The sequence below is a fragment of the Viridibacillus sp. FSL E2-0187 genome, from assembly GCF_038006425.1.
GTDB lineage: Bacteria > Bacillota > Bacilli > Bacillales_A > Planococcaceae > Viridibacillus > Viridibacillus arvi.
Map to the genome: position 1 here is coordinate 1,012,116 of NZ_JBBOVG010000001.1, position 16,861 is coordinate 1,028,976.

Sequence of the window (16,861 nt, forward strand, 5' to 3'; positions counted from 1 at the left end):
CAAACATTGAAAAAGAATTGGTGAAGCTATGATTCGATATGCTGTAGGAGGCATTATTAAATCAGATGATACTATCTTGTTAGTGAATAAAGGAAAAGTTATGGACACGGAAAAACCGCTGGAGGTTAAACCCGAATGGGATTTTCCGAAGGGGGGCGTAAAGAGAGAGGATCTAGATATTCAGGAAGCGTTATTTAGGGAACTCGATGAGGAAACCGGGACGAGAGATTTTCGTATCATTGGTGAACTAGGAACGATTGAATTTGAATTTCCAGCAGCTATGAAAGAAAAGTTAGGTTTCGAAAGGCAAGTCACGTATATGTTTCTCTTGGATTTTTTGGGTGAAAGGGCACAGTTACAGCCGAAAACGGAGGAGATTAGAGGAGTTGAGTTTGTAAAGATTGATCAAATGGATGAACGTTTGAAGCTAGCAGAGACGAAGGATTTTTTTCAGGATAATTTGGATGTGATAAAATCAGGGATTGTTTTGAGCTAGAGGGTGGGTTAAGAATAACAAAACAAACTGGTTAACGAATTTGTTATGTTAGCAGCAGTAGATTAGTTCAATTGAAATAAGGGGGGAATGAAAATAAATATATTTAAAAACAAGTATTTTACAAGTGTTTTATGGATTATATTTATCGCTTTATTTGGAGTGTCTTTTTTAATACATATCTATAGCTATTTCAATACTAAAGAAATAAATTATGCAAGTTCTCAATGCTATGAAAATGGTGGGGAAGTTATATTAAAAATTTATAATAATCTCACAAGTGATTATTATTTTGAGTGTAAGAAAAAATAGATTTAATCTTAATTGTTCATAGTATTGGAGCAAAATTAACGCAAATAGTAAAGGAGATATTTTAAAAGTTAAGAAAAGATAATTTGAAAGGATGTTTTATTTGAATAAATTTGACTGTATTTCAGAAACAGAAAGATTAGTATTAAGACCATTAAAAGTAGATGATTTTAGAAATTGGCTTAGCGGATTTGAAAATAGACTTCCACCCCAACACCGCTATGACCAAGGGAAAATAGATATGAGTGAATGTACAGAGGAATGGTTTACCAACTTAGTTGAAAAACATGAAGAATTAGCGCTGAATGATATGGTATATGTTTTTGGTGTCTTTAGGAAAGAAGACGGTACACATATTGGAATGATAGATTTCTCCACCTTAGAGAGAAATGACTTTCAATGGGGCAGGATAGGTTACACTATTCATAATCAATATTGGAGGAAAGGTTATGCTAAAGAGGCAGTAAAAGAAGCCCTTATTGTCGCCTTTAAAGACTTAAATTTCCACCGAATTGAGGCTCATATAAACGTTGATAACAAACCTTCTTATAATTTAGCTGAGAGTGTTGGAATGGAGTTTGAGTGTACAAGAAAAGGATTTATTTTTGAATTTGGAGAATGGACTGATAATCTGGTTTATTACATAAATTCGAAATAGAAAATTCTTCAACTGACGGGGCTTTAGTGAAAATTCGTTGAGCTGTTCATACAGCTTTTCTCTTATTCAATTAAAGGGGCAGGTTAGTGGAAGAAGGTGTTTTATACATTACTTAAGAATATATGGGAGAGTAGAATTAAATTAAAAAAGGAGAAATAACTATGTCAAAACAATTTTGGATCAACTTGCCAGTTAAAGATACGAATAAATCAAAAGAGTTTTATAGCGAACTTGGATTTTCGACTAATACTCCACTTGGCAATAGCGATCAAGTGCAATTAGTCATCGGAGATAATAATGCTAGAGTAATGCTTTTTCCTATTTCCACTTTCGAAAATTTCACCAAACATGAAATAGTCGATACAAAACAAGCTACTGAAGTATTATTTTCCTTTGATGCAGAGAGTAAAGAAGAAGTAGATGAAATAGCAAAGAAGGCAGTAAAGGCTGGAGGTACAATTTTTGGTGAGCCTTCAGAGAACCAAGGTTGGATGTACGGCTGTGGTTTTGCTGATTTAGATGGTCACCGTTGGAATGTGTTATATATGGATATGAGCAAGATGCCGAAAGAGTAAGAAATAGAAAGCAAAATCTTTTGTTAGCAAATGGGTGCTTAGAAGTCTTTAATTTATCACTAAAACACCAATCCTTTATAACAAACATTATCAACACACTAATATTACCTTACACACTCCGAACATTTTAGGGTGAAGGTTTTGCTGATAAATAGTAAGGTTTGTTATAGGATAATTGTATTGAAGGCCAGGATATCAAGGGGATAAATCTCCAAAAAGAAGGAAGTGCTAAAAAGTGAATCTACAAACTGTTATGCAGGAGCTTGAAGCTCTCGGCAAGGAAAGAACAAAAAAAATGTACATAACTAATGGTGCGCATGAACCACTGTTTGGCGTGGCTACAGGTGCAATGAAGCCAATCGTCAAAAAAATTAAAATAAATCAACCTTTAGCTGAAGAACTCTATTCAACAGGGAACTATGACGCAATGTACTTTGCAGGCATTATTGCAGATCCAAAAGCAATGACTGAGTCGGATTTTGACCGTTGGATGGATGGGGCATATTTTTATATGCTGTCCGATTATGTGGTAGCAGTAACTTTAGCGGAAGCAGATATTGCACAAGACGTTGCTGATAAATGGATTGCAAGCGGTGAAGAACTAAGAATGTCAGCGGGCTGGAGTTGCTACTGTTGGCTTTTAGGGAATCGCTTCGACGATGAATTTTCTAAAAGCAAGATTGCTAACATGATGGAAATTGTAAAGAATACGATTCACGTTTCGCCAGAACGAACGAAATCTGCTATGAATAATTTTTTATACACAGTAGGGGTTTCGTATTTGCCGCTCCATGAAAAGGCGGTCGAAATTGCAAAAGCAGTCGGTCCAGTAGAAGTCAAAAGGGACAATAAAAAAAGTAGTTTCCTAAACGCTTTCGAAAGTATTCAAAAGGAAGTAGATAGGGGAAGGATTGGTTTCAAACGCAAACATGTAAGATGTTAAACAATAACGAGCGTACCTTATATGGAGTTAAAGTAATTAAGTATATAATACGTTTTGATGGAAAAATATAAAGAAAAAGGACTGTTGTAAATTAATTTACAACAGTCCTTTATTAAGTGAATTTCAATTAGTGTCGTGCTTCTTACCGTGTTCACTCATTAATTTCGGATTAGATAATCAAATGCACCTAAAGATGCAGTAGCTCCTGATCCCATTGAAATAATGATTTGCTTATACGGGCTGTTCGTACAGTCTCCTGCAGCAAATACACCAGGGATATTCGTCGCCCCGTGATTATCTACAATGATCTCACCAAATTTAGTACGTTCAACGGTATCACTTAACCAGTCAGTATTTGGTACAAGACCGATTTGAACAAATATTCCGGCAAGCTCAATGTGCTTAGCTTCCCCTGTATCACGCTCAACATAAGTAACACCGTTTACTTTGTCAGTTCCAGTGATTTCTTGAGTTTGAACATTTTTTAGAACCGTTACATTCGGCAAACTGTGTAGACGATCTTGCAATACAGAATCTGCTTTTAGCTCTGGATTAAATTCAAGAACGGTTACGTGCTTCACAATTCCCGCAAGGTCGATGGCTGCCTCAACGCCGGAATTTCCGCCACCAATAACGGCTACGTCTTTGCCAGCAAACAATGGACCATCACAGTGTGGGCAGTAAGCTACGCCTTTATTTTTAAACTCAGTCTCACCAGGTACACCAACATTGCGCCAGCGAGCACCTGTTGAAAGGATAACAGTTTTGCTCTTTAGAACAGCACCGTTTTCTAGTTCAATTTCAATAAGGTCTTTCTTTTCTAAACGTTTAGCACGCTGTAAATTCATGACATCAATGTCATATTCTTTTACATGCTCTTCAAGGTTTGCTGCGAGCTTAGGACCTTCAGTAGACTTTACACTAATAAAGTTTTCAATGCTCAAAGTGTCCATAATCTGACCGCCAAAGCGTTCAGCGACAATTCCTGTACGAATGCCTTTACGTGCTGCATAGATGGCAGCACTCGCTCCCGCGGGTCCGCCTCCAACAACAAGGACATCGAATGCATCCTTATTAGCAAACTCGGACGCATCTGAAGTATTTCCCATTTTAGCAAGGATTTCTTCTAGTGTCATACGGCCGCTGCCGAATGATTCGCCATTAAGGAAAACTGTTGGTACTGCCATAATGTTTTTGGCTTCTACTTCTTCCTTAAATGCACCACCATCAATCATCGTATGTGAAATGTTTGGGTTTAGAACGCTCATAACGTTTAGAGCCTGTACAACATCAGGACAGTTATGACAACTTAAACTAATGTATGACTCAAAGTGATATTCGCCTTCAATTCTTTTCACTTGATCAATGATTTTCTGATCGACCTTTGGAGCTCTTCCGCTTACCTGAAGTAAAGCCAATACTAATGAAGTAAATTCGTGTCCAAGAGGAATACCCGCAAAAGTTACTCCAGTTTCTTCGCCGATACGATTTACGCTAAAGCTTGGTGTTCTCTGTAACTCCGTTTTTTCTACTTTAATTCTAGATGACATAGTGGCTAGTTCATCTACTAAAGCCAACATGTCACGAGAAACATCATCGGATGCTGCACTAACTTTGAGTAGTACATCACCCTCCATCATTTGAAGATATTGGGCTAATTGTTCTTTAATATCTGCATCAAGTATCATTGATTGTACTCCTTAAATTTTACCTACAAGATCAAGGCTAGGTTTAAGTGTAGAAGAACCTTCTTGCCATTTTGCTGGGCAAACTTCACCTGGATTGTTACGTACGTATTGAGCTGCCTTAATTTTGTTCACAAGAATACTTGCATCACGGCCGATGCCGCCAGCATTGATTTCAAGTGCTTGTACAACTCCGTCTGGATCGATGATGAAAGTACCGCGATCTGCAAGACCTTCTTCTTCGTCCAACACATCGAAGATACGAGTAATTTTTTGTGAAGGGTCACCAATCATTACATATTTGATTTTGCTAATAGCTTCTGAGTGATCATGCCATGCTTTATGAGTAAAGTGTGTATCTGTTGAAACAGAGAAAACTTCAACTCCAAGTTCTTTTAGCTCAGCGTATTGGTTTTGTAGGTCCTCAAGCTCAGTAGGGCAAACGAATGTAAAGTCTGCAGGATAGAAGCAAACAACACTCCATTGTCCTTTCATGCTTTGTTCAGTAACCTCGATAAATTCACCGCTACCAGCATTGTAAGCAGAGGCTTTAAATGGTAGAATTTCTTTTCCGATTAGAGACATAATAAATTTCCTCCTAATATGTTTTGTTCTTAGTTAGTTTGAGTATAAAGCCATAATTTTATAAGGAAAATAATAATTATTATTGAATATAATCATCGTTCCTTAATTAAAATGATTCTAATACAAAACCTATTATTATATAGAATTAATTTTATGTCAATAATTATTCTAGTATTATAAAATAACTGTTTCTTATCAGTACTGGTACGGTATTGTTTACTGTAAAACTAAATACATAATAATTTCTGACTAATATGATAGTATGTGAATAAAATGATATCAACATAAAAGGGGAATAATATGACGATAATACCTAGGCTGGCTTCGAAGTTACAACGTCGTGATGAAGAACCAAATATTGAACTAGCACAAGAATTAGTTAACGGTCATAATCTTGAAGGTATTAAAGAAATTATACAAAACTTATCTAATAAGGATAAAGGGATTCAACAAGATTGTATTAAAGTAGCATATGAAATTGGGGAAGTTAAACCAGAGCTTATAAGTGAATTCGCTTTAACTTTTATAAGTTTACTGAAAAGTAGAAATAACCGTTTAGTTTGGGGTGCAATGACAGCATTATCTAGCATTGCAACAGTGTCATCTACGATTATGATGGAGCATCTTGAAACGATTTTTTCAACTATGAAAACGGGCTCAGTTATTACTGTCGATAAAGGGGTATTAACTTTAGCAAAGTTAGCATCCGTGAGCAAGGAAAAAAATGAACGAATTTTCCCGTTCCTGCTTCATCATTTAGAAACTTGCAGATTTAAAGAACTCCCCCAACACGCAGAGAGTACCCTAATAGCTGTTAATAATGATAATAAAGAAGCATTTTTAACTGTGTTAAAGCGAAGAGAAAATGAACTGACAGCACCTCAATTAAAAAGAATTAAAAAAATTTATAAAGTACTAGGACTGCATGAATAAAATGTGTGGGAACTAGCTAAACCAAATCATAGTAAGCAGTAATTATAAAAGAAGTATCAAAGAACAATTAAATGTCCTTGATACTTCTTTTTTTAATTTAATTTAATTTAATATAAAAACGGGTTACTGTAAAATCATTAGTTATGGCATGGGAACATTTAGGTTCTTTAGGAGGTACCATAGGAAGCATGCCAAGCATTCTTGTTTCCCTTTTATGCTGATTTCTTTTGTTTTTGATCTAAATGATAACTAAAGAAAGTTAGGAGACTTGCACAAATTGCAACTATCCCACCGACCCATGTTACGTTCATTAAATTCCCTTGATGGTATACAATTCCGCCTAATGCAGAACCAAAAGCGATACCTACGTTACTTGCCACTGGCATAAGTGAAGCAGCTAGTCCTGTTGCTTTTGGCTGATAAATTTCGGCGAGATCTATTAAATAAAGTTGAGTAGATGTTGTTAAAAGGATGGCCATTAACGACATTAATCCAATGTTTACCAGTCCTATGATAAAATGATTTGTAGTCCAAAATAAACTTGTCAGAACAACTGCCTGCACGAGAAAAACAAACCGAAGGCGACCGATTGCATTGTTGCTAGCAATTTTACCGGCAAGGATGTTGCTAAAAATAGAGATAAATCCATATCCAAATAAGACTAAACTAATTGAATGATTTGGTACTTCCATTCCCTTCAAGATAGGAACAAGGTACGTAAAGACGGCATAAGTTGCGCCAAATCCGAGAGCAGGAATGAAAAAAGCCATCAAAATTCTTGGATTGGTCAATAAAGAAAACTGATCCCTTATCGAACTGCGAACTTGGCTGAGTTTATTAGGTAAGACAAAAAAGGATGCCAAAAAAGCCAATCCACCTAGGAAAGTAGTTAACAAGAAAGTGGCATTCCAGCCGTACGATTCGGCGATGACAATACCAATTGGCACTCCAACGACATTTGCAAGTGTGAAACCACCGAAAACGAAAGATATAGCAAGCCCTCGTTTTTTAATCGGCATAGTTTCACTTGCAACAAGCATGGCTAGAGAGATTAATACTCCTGTTACAATCGCTGTCATAACTCGAAATACAAGGAGCATGATATAGCTCGTCGAGATTACACATAAAGCATTCAGGACGATGAAAGACCCTATCAAAAACAACATCCATTTACGCTTTGGAAAATGACTTGTTGCAGACATTACTAGTGGTGTGGCGATGGCAAACGTAATTGCAAACGCAGAAACGAGTGTACCTGCTTTTGCATTTGTTATATGAAGACTCGAGGAAATATCGGTTAAGATTCCGACAATAACAAATTCGCTTGTCCCGAGAACAAATGTTAATAAAGAAAGTGTTAAGATGAGCAACCAATGTCGCTTTGATAATTTTGTGTGGTGCATAAGTACCTCTTCTCTTAGATGAATTGTAAATTTGTCACATAGTAGATAAGCAACCTAAACATCATACCAAAAAAATTTTGCGAGAAAAACACTTTCTTATTAAATAGATGTTAATGGATTACCAGAATCAACAATGCGACAGAGTTAGCTTTCTCCTCCAAACAGAGCAAATGAAAAAAATTCCAAAGAAAAACAATTCGTTTTTCTTGGAACATTTATTTTAAAGGGATATTAGACAACATCATTGTTTTTTTTGAGTGGTTAAGCTGGGGCTAATGTTTGTCTTAGCTATTAAAGAAGGATTAGCAGATATTTCATTTTTTTGTAATTGTTCTTGGGCCAATCTTACCAATTCTTTAACCATATTGCCGCCAATTGGTCCACCTATTTTTCCTGCCTCTTCGGAAGTGAGTTTTCCATTATACCCCTTATTCAGTGGGATATTTAACTCATCTGCAATTTCGTATTTTACATTATTAGGATTGTTGCTATCTACATCATAACCCATGTCTTTCATAACTCGAGATTTTAAATTGTCTAATTCTTCGCGAGCGTCTGGAACTAATATTTTCTTTTTGGCCACTTTACATCACTCCTTTGAAGAATAGTCTTTCCCGTTAGCGAAACATTACTCATATCGAAGTTTTTAATATTGATGTAGAACTGTAGGAAATGCAAAGTGATTTGAGTAGAAATATTTTGACTATTCATTATTCTATCAATGTGATTAACTATTTATATAGTCATTTTTTTCATTCTGAAAAGAATAACTTTAATAGGAAGAAAAAAATATACAAATAACTAAGAAGGAGAGTGCGTTATGTCTAAAACTACTTTTGCATTAATTGGTACAGGAATAGTAGGGGAGCGAATCATTAATCAAATTTTGGCTCATCCTAATTGCGAAATCGTGTCTGTATTCGATGAAAATAAAACAAGGTTAGAAGAAGTTTCAACAAAGTATCAACTTCCAGTTGCAGAAACATTAAACGAGCTATTTCTATCAAATCCAAACTGGGTTTATATCGGGACGCCTCCAGTAAGTCATGCTCCTCTGGCAGAACAAATAGCTAAACATGGTTTGAATATTCTTTCCGAAAAGCCTCTCGCTCACGACGCACAAGATAGCATGAAAATGGTAAAAGCTGCAGCTGAAGCAAATGTCAAAACAGCAATGCATTTCCCGTTAATGTACAGTCCGGCTATACATAGTCTTAAAGAAGCGATAAATACAGCTTCACTTGGCGATATTGTTCGTATTGAATTGCATACATACTTTCCACATTGGCCAAGGAGATGGCAACAAAATCCGTGGATTGCCTCAAGAGAACAAGGAGGCTTCATAAGAGAGATATTTCCACATTATTTTCAACTTACGCATTATCTATTCGGTGATTTTAAGATTACTTCTCATGAGACGACATATCCAGAAAATAGGGATTTGTGTGAAACAGGTGTGTCTGCGTTAGCTAAAACGGAAAGTGGTATACCAATTGTTTTGAATAGCCTGTCAGGGATTGGACAGGAAGAACGTTTAGAATTCAAGGTTTTTGGAACAAAAAAAGTTATAACGCTCCGCAATTGGTCAGAACTATGGATTAGTGAAACAGATCAGGAAGAAGTGTTATATAATCCAGACACTCAGCCTGAAAGTCTTATGGACGCGTGTCATAATTCGATCATCGGTAAGGATTCCCTTATTGTATCTTTTGAAGAAGGTTTGAAAGTGCAAGAGTGGATTGATCAGTTGTTAAAATAGGGAATTGATTAAAAAGTAATGAAAGTATTTAATATTTTCTATTGATATTTTGTTATTAAACTCTAAGAAAAGCATCACTTCATATGAAGTGGTGCTTTTTCTGACTATTTAAAAGTTAAAGGAATCGATGAATTGAATCGAAAAATGTGATAAGATAATGCTAAATGCATATTTAATGAAACACTTCACATTTCGGGTTTGTTTTGTACATTTTATCCTGTTTTATAGAGGTAATATGTCAGAATATCCCCAATGTAGTAGTATAAAGGAGAACTATATAAATGAAGCGACGAGAAGCGCGTGAAAAAGCGATACAAGTACTTTTTCAACTAGAAAATACAGAATTAACAGTTACAGAAGCAATTGAGCATATCGTAGGTGAAGAGAGTTCGCCATTCTTCGAACAAATAGTACAAGGTACTGTTTTACACATGGAAGAAATCGATAAGTCATTAGTTGAAAAACTAGAAAATTGGTCATTACCTCGCTTAGCGAAAATTGAACGTACAATTTTACGTTTAGCGGTTTATGAAATTTTATATACACCAGAAACACCGAAGAATGTCGTTTTAAACGAAGCAATTGAGTTAAGTAAAACATATGGTGATGAGAAATCTAGCCGCTTCGTAAATGGCGTATTATCAAAATACGCTAACTAATAAATTCTAAGTTAGATTTGGGAGTGTTATTAATAATGTCAGGTAAGCTAATTAATGGTAAAGAAATTGGAGATTTGATTCGACAATCTATTCAACAAGAAGTGAATGATTTAAAAGAACAAGGTATTACACCAGGACTAGCAGTTATATTAGTAGGGGATAATCCTGCTTCTAAAACATACGTTTCAAACAAACAGAAATCATGCGAACAAATGGGTATTTACTCAGAACTTATCGAGTTATCAGAAGAAATTTCAGAAGAAACATTATTAAGCGAAATTGACAAACTAAATGCTGATCCTGCAATTGATGGCATTTTAGTACAATTACCACTTCCAAAACACATTGATGAACAGAACGTTATCGCGGCTATTTCTCCTGAGAAGGATGTAGATGGTTTCCATCCAGAAAGCGTAGGTAAAATGATGCTGGGTCAACCAACATATTTACCATGTACGCCTTTTGGTGTGATGAAGTTATTAGAATATGCGAATATTGATGTTGCAGGTAAACACGCTGTCATCATTGGACGTAGCCATATTGTAGGTGTTCCAATGGGACAACTATTATTACAAAAAGATGCAACAGTGACTTATTGTCACTCTAAAACTCCTAATTTAGCTGCAATGACAACACAAGCTGATATTTTAGTAGTAGCAACAGGCCGTGCAAAAATGATCGGTGCTGAGCATGTAAAAGAAGGCGCTGTTGTAATTGATGTAGGTATTAACCGCGACGAAAACAATAAACTTTGCGGTGATGTTGATCTTGATTCAGTTATTGATAAAGTATCAGCAATCACACCTGTACCTAAAGGTGTTGGCCCAATGACGATTACAATGTTGCTATTTAATACATTGCAATCAGCGAAAAGAAGGTTTACTCAAGACAAATGAGCTCAAAACAGGTAAAATAGTAACGCAGAAGCTGTTTTTCTGATGAAAGACAGCTTTTTTTATGAAATTAAATTTCTGCTAAAACGTTCGGATAAGGAGTCTGAGGCTTTTGACAAGTACACCTTATTTATCTGTCCAAGCACTAACAAAATATATCAAAAAGAAATTTGATGCCGATCCTCATTTACGTGATGTATTTGTAAAAGGAGAGCTATCAAATGTTAAAAAACATACAGGTTCTGGCCATATCTATTTCACATTGAAAGATGAAAAAACACAAATTGCAGCAGTAATGTTTGCGAAGAGTGCAAATCGATTGAAATTTGTTCCTGAAAATGGCATGAAGGTTTTTATACGTGGAGATGTTAATGTCTATGAAGGTAGTGGCCGTTATCAGCTATATGCAGTATCAATGGAGCCAGATGGTGTAGGCAGTTTACATATCGCCTTTGAACAATTACAAGCAAAACTTTTAAAAGAAGGCTTGTTTGATGAAAGACATAAAAAAGCGATACCAACATTCCCACGCAAAATTGGTGTTGTAACAGCACCAACTGGAGCAGCCATACGAGATATCTGTACAACGATTACACAACATTACTCTTTAGCAGATGTTGTAATTTTCCCAGCACTAGTGCAAGGAGAACAAGCAGCTCCTAGTATTGTAAAAGCAATACAGCAAGCCAATATTATGGACGAAATCGATGTTTTAATCGTAGGACGTGGTGGAGGTTCGATAGAGGATCTCTGGGCGTTCAATGAAGAAATTGTTGCTAGAGCTATTTTTGAAAGTGACATACCTGTTATTAGTGGTGTCGGACATGAGACAGATACTACGATAGCGGACCATGTTTCGGACTGGCGAGCAGCGACTCCTACAGCCGCAGCGAAAAAAGCTGTACCTAATAGCGAAGATTTAATGAAGCATTTGTTGACACGTAGGTCACAACTATTTCAACTAACACAATCTCGCATTCGGCATGAAAGAAGTCAATTAGAGCGGTTACAGAAATCCTATCCGCTAGCTTATCCAGACCGGCTATTTCGTCCGTTTGTCGAGAAGTTAAGTCGTACAGATGAACAGTTACAAGCCCAAATGACTAATTATATCAAAGACAAGCAGGCGGGATTGCAACAATTAGCAAATCGTGTACAAATGAATACACCTCTTCAAGAAGTTAGATATAAACAGCAACATGTAGCAAGATTATGCACGCAACTTGATAAAAGTGTTGTGCAATCAATCAATAAGCAACAAGATGCGTTCAGGTCCATCATTCGTACTTTAGAAGCCTTAAATCCTTTAACAATCATGAACCGTGGATATAGCATCGTTTATCAAGACGGAAAAGTAGTAAAATCAGTACAACAAATAGAAGAAAAACAAAATTTGACTATTCATTTTCCAGATGGTCAGGCGAATGCTGAAATTACTTCCATAACAATGAAAGCGAGGGGAGAAGAATAATGGCTGAAAAGAAACAATCTTTTGCAAAATCAATCGAAGAACTAGAAGAAATCGTTCATCAACTAGAACAAGGTGAAGTACCTTTAGAAGATGCAATAGATTTATATAAAAAAGGGATGAAATTATCCCAGTTTTGTCACGATCAATTACAAAATGCAGAGCAGCAACTGATCTCGATTATGGATGACAATGGCAACGAAAAGCCTTTTAATCCAACAGGGGAAGAGGGACAAAGTAAATGACTGAGCTTCTAAAAGAATTTATGGCAAATAATATTCCAACAGTTGAAAAACGAATGCAAGAACTAGTTGAGAATATTGAAGCGCCAGCAGTTTTAAAAGAATCTATGTTGTATTCATTAAACGCAGGCGGTAAAAGAGTAAGACCACTTTTTGTACTTGCAGTGATGGACCATTTCAATGTTCGCAATGATGATGGATTTACGGTAGCTGCTGTCATTGAAATGATTCATACGTATTCACTGATTCATGACGATCTACCTAGCATGGACAATGATGATTACCGCAGAGGCAAATTAACAAACCATAAAGTGTATGGAGATGCATTTGCAACGCTTGCAGGAGATGCACTTAATACACTAGCATTTGGTATCCTTGCTCGAATGCAACAAATTCCACCGGTATCACGTTTATTATTAGTAGATAAATTAAGTGAAGCAGCCGGAGCTGAAGGTATGGTCGGAGGACAAATCCTAGATATCGAAGGTGAAACAAAAAAATTAACATTGGCAGAATTAGAAAAAGTTCATGTCAACAAAACAGGAGCCCTTCTTCGTTTTAGTATTGAGTCAGGTGCCATAATTGCGAATGCTTCAGAAGCAGAACGAGCAATCTTAGTGGAATATGCGCATCATATCGGACTTGCTTTCCAAATTCAAGACGATATTTTAGACATTGAAGGTACAACAGAACAATTAGGGAAAACAGCTGGTAAAGACGTTGCAAGCGATAAAAGCACATACCCCGCACTCCTTACATTAGTAGGCGCTAAAGAAAAGTTGCAAGATCATTACAACCTTGCTATACAAGCGCTTGAAAAACTGCCTTCGGAAAGCAGTCTACTAAAAGACTTAGCTGATTATATTGTTCATCGTAACAAGTAATGGCCGTTTTAGTTTGTACAATTGATTAACACTGTTATAATAGGTGAAACATTGTGCGATGAATATTTAAATGAAAAGGTGTGTGATGGCGATGGATTTAAACAAAATATCTAGTCCATCCTTTTTGAAAGAATTGAATACGAAACAACTTCAAGATTTAAGTGAAGATGTTCGAAAGTTTTTAATACAAAAGCTATCTGTAACAGGTGGTCATATTGGACCGAATCTTGGTGTAGTTGAATTAACTATTGCTTTGCATCGAGCTTTTAATAGTCCACAAGATAAGTTTATCTGGGATGTAGGACATCAAGCATATGTCCACAAGATTTTAACTGGCCGTGCCGATCAATTCGATACGCTACGTCAATATAAAGGGTTGTGTGGTTTCCCAAAACGCATTGAAAGTGAACATGATGTATGGGAAACAGGACATAGCTCAACATCTCTTTCAGCAGCAATGGGGATGGCAGCAGCACGAGATATTAAAGGCGAGAAAAACTTTGTTGTACCTATTATTGGTGACGGTGCTTTAACAGGCGGTATGGCCTTAGAGGCTCTAAACCATATTGGTCATGAAAAAACAAACATGATCGTTATTTTAAATGATAATGAAATGTCAATTGCTCCAAATGTAGGTGCATTGCATAATGTTTTAGGACGTTTACGTACAGCGAATAATTACAACAAAGCAAAAGATGAGTTAGAACAGCTATTGAAAAAAATCCCTGCAGTTGGTGGTAAATTAGCATCGACAGCAGAACGAGTAAAAGATAGCTTAAAATATCTACTCGTGTCAGGTGTATTCTTCGAGGAACTAGGTTTCACTTACCTTGGCCCAATTGATGGTCATAATTTTGAGACTTTAGAAGAAACATTACAAAACGCGAAAAGAATGCAAGGTCCCGTATTAATTCATGTTATTACGAAAAAAGGGAAAGGATACTTGCCTGCTGAGAATGATACAGTTGGAACTTGGCATGGTACCGGCCCTTATAAAATGGAAACAGGCGATCTTGTAAAACCAAAAACAACTGCTCCAGGATGGTCTAGCTTAATTGCAGAAACAGTTCGTAAATTGGCTCGCGTCGATGAACGAATCGTAGCAATTACACCTGCAATGCCAGTTGGTTCAAAATTAGAAGGCTTTGCTAGTGAATTTCCTAATCGTATGTTTGATGTTGGTATCGCTGAGCAACATGCAGCTACTATGGCAGCAGGTATGGCAGCAGATGGCACGAAACCATTTTTAGCGATTTACTCTACATTCCTTCAACGTGCTTATGACCAAGTATTACATGATATTTGTCGTCAAAATTTAAACGTGTTTATCGGAATTGACCGCGCTGGTTTAGTAGGTGCTGATGGCGAGACCCATCAAGGTGTCTTTGATATTGCCTTTTTACGTCATATGCCGAACATGGTAATTATGATGCCAAAAGATGAAAATGAAGGCCAACACATGGTGAAAACAGCTATTGACTATAATGAGGGCCCAATCGCTCTTCGTTACCCGAGAGGTAATGGCTTAGGAGTACCTATGGATACTGAGCTTCAAGCTCTTCCAATCGGTAGTTGGGAAGTACTTCGTGAAGGTAAAGATGCAACAATATTAACATTCGGTACGACTATTCCAATGGCACAAGAAGCAGCTGAAGTATTGGCAGATCAAGGCATACAAGTTGAAATCGTCAATGCACGCTTTATCAAACCAATGGATGAGGTAATGTTGCATGGTTTAATGCAAAGTAAAAAGCCAATCCTTACGATTGAAGAAGGCGTATTGCAAGGTGGCTTCGGTAGTGCTGTGTTAGAATTTGCGAATGACAATCATTATTCAACAACTCAAATTGATCGTATTGGTATTCCTGATATGTTCATTGAACATGGTAGTGTTGATAAGTTACTTGAAGAAATTAACTTAACTGCTGAAGAAACTGTATTACGTATTCAACAGTTAGTGAATGAAGACAATAAAGAGCAAGCGGGTTTAAAAGCATAATGACAACAAAAATACAAAAAGAGCGTGTCGATATTCTTCTTGTTGAAAGAGGACTATGTGAAACACGTGAAAAAGCAAAACGTACGATCATGGCTGGGCAAGTGTATTCAAATGAGGTAAGACTAGATAAACCGGGTGAGAAAATACCAGTTGACTCTGAACTTACTATTAAAGGATCGCAACTACGCTATGTAAGTCGTGGAGGCTTAAAACTAGAAAAAGCATTAGATATTTTTGATGTTGCTGTACAAGATAAATTAATGTTAGATATCGGTTCATCTACTGGTGGATTTACTGACTGTGCCCTACAAAATGGTGCGAAGCATTGCTACGCACTTGATGTAGGCTACAATCAGCTTGCATGGAAAATCCGCCAAGACGAACGTGTAACTGTTATGGAACGTACAAACTTCCGTTATGTCACAGCACCTGACTTGGGAGAAGGTTTACCTGAATTCGCAACAATCGATGTATCCTTCATCTCTCTAAAACTGATTTTACCTGTGTTAAAAATGTTGTTAGTGCCTGGTGGAGATGTTATTGCACTAGTGAAACCCCAGTTTGAAGCAGGGAAAGACAAAGTTGGAAAAAAAGGTGTCGTTCGTGAACCGAAAATACATTTAGAAGTATTAGAATCTATTGCAACATTCGCTGAATCAGTTGGATTTGTGGTAAAAGATGCTTCCTATTCTCCAATTACAGGCGGAGAAGGGAATATTGAGTTTCTATTCCATCTGTACAACCCACACCAAGGAGAAGAGCTGCAATCATTTACAGACTTCAATACCTTGGTGAGTGAGGCACATCAACAACTTAAATGACGCGGCCCATTCTTTTGGGTCGTGTTTTTTTTCTTGTGATTTTATATAATCGATGTTACGGTTATAAAAAGAAGAGCATAATTATTCATAGAGGTGAAAAAATTGAATAAAAGCCAACGCCATATTCGAATCCGCGACATGATCGCTAATAATGATATTGAAACACAGGATGATTTGGTCGATTTACTAAAAGAAGCAGGATATCATGTAACGCAAGCGACAATCTCTAGAGATATTAAAGAATTACATTTAATCAAAGTACCTCTTCAAGATGGTCGTTATAAGTATAGTTTGCCTGCAGATCAACGCTTCAATCCAATTCAAAAGCTACATCGTGCGTTAGCAGATGCGTTTGTAAGCATTGATGGTGCTAGTCACTTCTTAGTGATGAAGACTTTACCAGGAAATGCACATGCAATTGGATCATTACTGGACCATTTAGATTGGACTGAAATATTAGGTACTATTTGTGGAGACGATACGATTATGATTTTATGTCGTGAAGAATCTCAACGCGAATCAGTAAAAAATCGCTTACTTGAAATGTTGTAA

Annotated in this window: 17 protein-coding genes and 1 pseudogene; 14 read left to right on the forward strand and 4 right to left on the reverse strand. The window is 36.6% G+C overall.

Annotation, left to right across the window (positions count from 1 at the left end):
* Window positions 1–28: 28 nt before the first annotated feature.
* The 4 genes from MHH85_RS04915 (at window position 29) to MHH85_RS04930 (ending at window position 2,978) form a co-directional block, all read left to right on the forward strand.
* Window positions 29–496, forward strand: a complete 468-nt coding sequence (locus tag MHH85_RS04915; protein ID WP_340706114.1) for an NUDIX domain-containing protein — start codon at window positions 29–31, stop codon at window positions 494–496.
* A 409-nt stretch (window positions 497–905) separates the two neighbouring features.
* On the forward strand, window positions 906–1,460 hold the full coding sequence (locus MHH85_RS04920; RefSeq protein WP_445684103.1) for a GNAT family N-acetyltransferase: 555 nt from the start codon (window positions 906–908) through the stop codon (window positions 1,458–1,460).
* Between the two features lie 161 nt (window positions 1,461–1,621).
* A complete protein-coding gene (locus MHH85_RS04925) occupies window positions 1,622–2,035 on the forward strand; it encodes a VOC family protein (protein ID WP_340706116.1) in 414 nt (137 codons plus the stop codon).
* Window positions 2,036–2,270: 235 nt separating this feature from the next.
* On the forward strand, window positions 2,271–2,978 hold the full coding sequence (locus MHH85_RS04930) for a DNA alkylation repair protein (protein ID WP_340706117.1): 708 nt from the start codon (window positions 2,271–2,273) through the stop codon (window positions 2,976–2,978).
* A 158-nt stretch (window positions 2,979–3,136) separates the two neighbouring features.
* On the opposite strand, the gene ahpF is transcribed toward MHH85_RS04930, so the two are convergent.
* Together ahpF and ahpC are read right to left on the reverse strand one after the other, a co-directional pair.
* On the reverse strand, window positions 3,137–4,666 hold the full coding sequence (gene ahpF, locus MHH85_RS04935) for an alkyl hydroperoxide reductase subunit F (RefSeq protein WP_340706118.1): 1,530 nt from the start codon (window positions 4,664–4,666) through the stop codon (window positions 3,137–3,139).
* A 12-nt stretch (window positions 4,667–4,678) separates the two neighbouring features.
* Window positions 4,679–5,248, reverse strand: coding sequence for an alkyl hydroperoxide reductase subunit C (ahpC, locus tag MHH85_RS04940; protein WP_193740361.1), 570 nt, complete (start codon window positions 5,246–5,248; stop codon window positions 4,679–4,681).
* Window positions 5,249–5,548: 300 nt separating this feature from the next.
* On the opposite strand from ahpC, the gene MHH85_RS04945 reads away from it, so the two are divergent.
* The gene (locus MHH85_RS04945) at window positions 5,549–6,181 is read left to right on the forward strand and encodes a hypothetical protein (RefSeq protein WP_340706119.1); all 633 of its coding nucleotides are present in this window, start codon (window positions 5,549–5,551) and stop codon (window positions 6,179–6,181) included.
* A 212-nt stretch (window positions 6,182–6,393) separates the two neighbouring features.
* On the opposite strand, the gene MHH85_RS04950 is transcribed toward MHH85_RS04945, so the two are convergent.
* Together MHH85_RS04950 and MHH85_RS04955 are read right to left on the reverse strand one after the other, a co-directional pair.
* Window positions 6,394–7,584, reverse strand: a complete 1,191-nt coding sequence (locus tag MHH85_RS04950) for an MFS transporter (protein WP_340706120.1) — start codon at window positions 7,582–7,584, stop codon at window positions 6,394–6,396.
* Window positions 7,585–7,903: 319 nt separating this feature from the next.
* Window positions 7,904–8,167, reverse strand: a pseudogene (locus tag MHH85_RS04955) (alpha/beta-type small acid-soluble spore protein); the annotation flags it as partial.
* Between the two features lie 237 nt (window positions 8,168–8,404).
* Here MHH85_RS04955 and MHH85_RS04960 point away from each other — a divergent pair.
* The 9 genes from MHH85_RS04960 to ahrC all read left to right on the forward strand — a co-directional run bounded on the left by MHH85_RS04960 (window position 8,405) and on the right by ahrC (window position 16,861).
* On the forward strand, window positions 8,405–9,343 hold the full coding sequence (locus MHH85_RS04960; protein ID WP_340706122.1) for a Gfo/Idh/MocA family protein: 939 nt from the start codon (window positions 8,405–8,407) through the stop codon (window positions 9,341–9,343).
* 281 nt (window positions 9,344–9,624) lie between these two features.
* Window positions 9,625–10,002, forward strand: coding sequence for a transcription antitermination factor NusB (nusB, locus tag MHH85_RS04965; RefSeq protein WP_193740356.1), 378 nt, complete (start codon window positions 9,625–9,627; stop codon window positions 10,000–10,002).
* Between the two features lie 35 nt (window positions 10,003–10,037).
* The gene (folD, locus tag MHH85_RS04970; RefSeq protein ID WP_340706123.1) at window positions 10,038–10,898 is read left to right on the forward strand and encodes a bifunctional methylenetetrahydrofolate dehydrogenase/methenyltetrahydrofolate cyclohydrolase FolD; all 861 of its coding nucleotides are present in this window, start codon (window positions 10,038–10,040) and stop codon (window positions 10,896–10,898) included.
* A gap of 109 nt (window positions 10,899–11,007) precedes the next feature.
* On the forward strand, window positions 11,008–12,366 hold the full coding sequence (xseA, locus tag MHH85_RS04975) for an exodeoxyribonuclease VII large subunit (protein WP_340706124.1): 1,359 nt from the start codon (window positions 11,008–11,010) through the stop codon (window positions 12,364–12,366).
* Window positions 12,366–12,608: an exodeoxyribonuclease VII small subunit gene (locus MHH85_RS04980; RefSeq protein WP_193740353.1), complete on the forward strand. Its 243-nt coding sequence runs from the start codon at window positions 12,366–12,368 to the stop codon at window positions 12,606–12,608. Before xseA ends, MHH85_RS04980 begins: the two co-directional genes overlap by 1 nt.
* Window positions 12,605–13,489 carry a polyprenyl synthetase family protein gene (locus MHH85_RS04985; RefSeq protein ID WP_193740352.1) on the forward strand — a complete coding sequence of 295 codons (885 nt, stop codon included), beginning with the start codon at window positions 12,605–12,607 and terminating at the stop codon, window positions 13,487–13,489. The genes MHH85_RS04980 and MHH85_RS04985 overlap by 4 nt, the downstream gene beginning before the upstream one ends.
* 91 nt (window positions 13,490–13,580) lie before the next feature.
* Window positions 13,581–15,488, forward strand: a complete 1,908-nt coding sequence (gene dxs, locus MHH85_RS04990) for a 1-deoxy-D-xylulose-5-phosphate synthase (RefSeq protein ID WP_193740351.1) — start codon at window positions 13,581–13,583, stop codon at window positions 15,486–15,488.
* Window positions 15,488–16,309: a TlyA family RNA methyltransferase gene (locus MHH85_RS04995; protein WP_193740350.1), complete on the forward strand. Its 822-nt coding sequence runs from the start codon at window positions 15,488–15,490 to the stop codon at window positions 16,307–16,309. Before dxs ends, MHH85_RS04995 begins: the two co-directional genes overlap by 1 nt.
* 102 nt (window positions 16,310–16,411) lie before the next feature.
* Window positions 16,412–16,861, forward strand: a complete 450-nt coding sequence (gene ahrC, locus MHH85_RS05000; RefSeq protein ID WP_193740349.1) for a transcriptional regulator AhrC/ArgR — start codon at window positions 16,412–16,414, stop codon at window positions 16,859–16,861.